This is a genomic window from Geobacillus sp. PK12 (assembly GCF_004123125.1).
Lineage (GTDB): Bacteria > Bacillota > Bacilli > Bacillales > Anoxybacillaceae > Geobacillus > Geobacillus zalihae.
This window is the reverse complement of record NZ_SDKL01000085.1, coordinates 1-3,235: the sequence shown is the minus strand read 5'-3', so window position 1 is coordinate 3,235 and position 3,235 is coordinate 1. Positions and strand designations below refer to the sequence as shown.

General features: G+C 40.9%; 4 protein-coding genes and 1 pseudogene. 4 read left to right on the top strand and 1 reads right to left on the bottom strand.

Features of this window, described 5'->3' with window-relative positions; translation table 11 throughout:
- Nucleotides 1–436: 436 nt before the first annotated feature.
- Nucleotides 437–1,042, bottom strand: coding sequence for a YjdJ family protein (locus ETR37_RS17740; protein WP_236930860.1), 606 nt, complete (start codon nt 1,040–1,042; stop codon nt 437–439).
- On the opposite strand from ETR37_RS17740, the pseudogene ETR37_RS19920 reads away from it, so the two are divergent.
- The 4 genes and pseudogenes from ETR37_RS19920 to ETR37_RS19910 form a co-directional block, all read left to right on the top strand.
- Nucleotides 1,035–1,181 (top strand): annotated as a pseudogene (locus ETR37_RS19920) (IS4 family transposase); the annotation flags it as partial. The gene ETR37_RS17740 and the pseudogene ETR37_RS19920 sit on opposite strands and share 8 nt — an antisense overlap.
- A 144-nt stretch (nt 1,182–1,325) precedes the next feature.
- Entirely contained in the window at nt 1,326–1,889 is a 564-nt protein-coding gene (locus ETR37_RS17730) for a hypothetical protein (protein WP_013144123.1), read from the top strand.
- 213 nt (nt 1,890–2,102) lie between these two features.
- Nucleotides 2,103–2,540, top strand: a complete 438-nt coding sequence (locus ETR37_RS19915) for a helix-turn-helix domain-containing protein (protein ID WP_236930861.1) — start codon at nt 2,103–2,105, stop codon at nt 2,538–2,540.
- A 19-nt stretch (nt 2,541–2,559) separates the two neighbouring features.
- Nucleotides 2,560–2,757: a transposase gene (locus ETR37_RS19910; RefSeq protein WP_236930862.1), complete on the top strand. Its 198-nt coding sequence runs from the start codon at nt 2,560–2,562 to the stop codon at nt 2,755–2,757.
- Nucleotides 2,758–3,235: the final 478 nt, after the last annotated feature.

Below are 3,235 nucleotides of genomic sequence, written 5' to 3'. Positions count from 1 at the left end.
TCATCGCCTCAAGATGAGGGATGAGAGTCCGAAAGCGCTTACGATATGAATTCCTGAAAATGGTTCGCTAACTAGTGATTGACAACGCCCGTAGAAAACCGAAAAAATGTTCTCCACAAAGTCTTGACTGACTCTCGATGCATATTGTTTTTGAATCTTCGCTCGATCTGTAGTAAAATGAAAGTGCTCTTACATGGTGACCTCTCCTTTCAAATGTTAGGTGACACTTCCATTCTAGTAGAGGGTTCACCAGAAATGGCTATTTTAGGCTCTTCACCAAAAGTTGTACTTGATTTTTTCTGAACATACCCTATTTATGCTTGTGAGGGAAAATCAACAAATCCGTGATTTTGGCACATCTTTGTGCAGGAAACCGTATTGCTTGTCAAGTACATGTTGTGGTGAAGAGCCCTATTTTATGATTGTTTGAGTTTATCTAGCGCCGGGGATTGCGATTTAATACTTGGAAATAAGTTGTTATAGCTGTTGCAGTACACAAAGAGCCACTCACTAACCAAATATAAAAAAAGATTTTTCCACCTGTTGTGGTAGAATCCATAAAAAAGCAACCAAGCAGGAATAAGCCTCCTCCTAAAATGAATAGAAAACAAGCAAATTTCTTATTCTGTGGTTTTAATAAATAGTATCCAATAAGAATTAATAAGTATAAACTACTTATTGCCATGATAATTGGAAAAAAGGGGTGAAATTTAGCGGAGTATACAAAGTAGTCAAGTTGCGAAATATGACTTTTACTATGTACTTGACCATACATCATTTGGGAAAACGGTGTTGAATACTTCCATTCCCAAGGATTATCTAATATTGCACTGCCTTCATACCAAGCAGCTAGAGTAGAAAATAAAAGTAAAATAGCGGCTAATCCAAATTGAATAATAATACACAAAACAACAATACCTCCCTTAATGTATATCAAGCTAGGCTTGTTGATTATCCAATAAAATTCAAAAGACAGAAGAGTGCCTTTGCTGTAGAAGATGAGTAACGATTCAAACAAACTCAGGCGGTGCTCTATAAACAAGCATAGCACACCTCCAAGTTTGATGCAAAAACTTGTTTCGGATGAAGAAATTCAACGGATGGCTGAAGCAGTTAGGGATTGTGATTTGGCCCGAAACTTTGCGTTGCGCAAGTTGATTCATTTGTTCTTATTGGTTGCGCATTAATGGTTTTGCCTATCCTCCTGTAGGAAATTGCATTGTTTGTCAAGCATATATTCCTAGTGAAGAGTCAATTTTTATATGTAATAAATGCTAATGTTGTGGAGATAAATGTTCAAAAATGAATGAAAGGATGAGAAAAATATGAGAATGATGAAAAAGATTCATCATATTATAATTACATTGGCGACTATTCTTTTGTTTATATTTGAATCAAACGCCGTAAATGCTCAAGTAAATGATCAAGCAATTAACCGAGATAAAGCTCCAAGAGTTGAAATTTATGATGAAAATAATAATCTTATCAAAACGATTAATCTTGAAGAGAAATCCATCGAAACAGATGACCCTAAAACAAAATCTATTATAGCAGAACAAACAGTAACTGCTCAGAGCATTAAAAAATACTCCTTTGGCAATACCACTTTTTCAAATTACGTTTGGATTAATGGTGGATACTATTTTTATAATCCTGGGATTTTTGAATTTGAACTAATTAATAGACCTGAGGCAGTTGCAGTAGAAGTTTATAAACTAGGTCAAGTATATACTGGTAAAGTTGTATGGAGAGATGTGGCTGGCTGGGCTGCACTTGATTGGAGAGACACTACACTGGTAAAGCATCCCGGTAGTTATGCATTTAGATTTAAAAATGACGGTTCTGGTACAGTACAAATTAAACATGGTAATTTAAAATATAATTATTAACCCGTGGTGCTATAGACATACTTTTCCTGCACATACCCCATCCGTTTTTGTCATTCTTCCGCCGTCAGACGGCGGAAAACCAACCGTGGAACGTACAAGCGTTCATGTCCGATGTACACATGTTCCATGTTTTTGACGATGCACAAAGACCAAAATTCTTAACTTGATGGGTATGGGGGTGGACCTCTTGCTTCATTGGGATTTCGCGCCCGGATGAGAGCTGTTTCTCACGGAAGAACAGCAGAAAGAGATCAAGCGGCTCGTGCTCGCCACGACTCCGCCGAACTGGGGTGGGATGTAGCTTCGGCGTGGAACACTAAACTCCTGCCGTCCTATGTGGAAAAGCACTTCGGCGTTTCCATTTCCTGTGAAGCGCTGCGAAAACTCCTGCACCGTCAAGGTCTGTCATGGACTCGCTCGACGTACACACTGGCGAAAGGGAATCCGGATGAGCAAAAGCCATTTGAAAAACAAATGGATCTGATAAAAAACTTGATCACTAAGGAGACCGAAGAGGCCGTTCTTTGTACATCGATGAAATGCATATCCGCTCTTATCATGTGTTGCGATCCGCTTGGTCCGAGACTGGCTATCAAAAACGAGTGCCGATATTCGGCTATCATGCCCATATTTCGGTATTTGGCGCCGTGAACGTCCACGATGGGACACCGTGCTTCACCAAGCAGAGGCCGCCGACGCCACGACGTTCTTGGGTTTCTTGCGCCGACTCAAAGAGCGGCATCCCAACCGGATCATGGCGCTTGTTCTAGACAATGCCCGGATTCATCACGCTCGAATGGTGAAGGAGTTTTTGCGGGAAGAAGGACCATGTTTTCATTTCTTGTATCTCCCGCCCTACTCGCCGTAGCTCAACCCGATCGAGCGTTTGTGGAAATGGCTGAAGGATACGGTGTCCGCCAACGCCTTTCACAAAGACCGCCATGAGATCCTGCGAGCGGTTCAACGATTTGTTCATTCCATTCAGAAACGCCCGGAAGACGTGTTGCGACGCTTGGGGTGTGTTGCGTAATCGAGAAGTTAACTTTTCGAGGTGCATTTATATAGCTATTATAGCTATTTACAATATAACCGAAAAAAGGGCTCCACCAACTCTTGACTGACTCAAAAGTAAAAAATGTGTTGACAAAAAACAAAAAAGGTGATATATTTTAAGAGTCGCTTTCGAGGAAGTAAGTTCCTCGAACGAAGAAAGGATAGCTCGTTCCTTGAAAACTGAACGAAACGAAGCGCAATAGAAAAGCTGAGGTCGCTTTGGCCGAAGCAAAAAGCCAATCAACTTTCTTTGGAGAGTTTGATCCTGGCTCAGGACGAACGCTGGCGGCGTG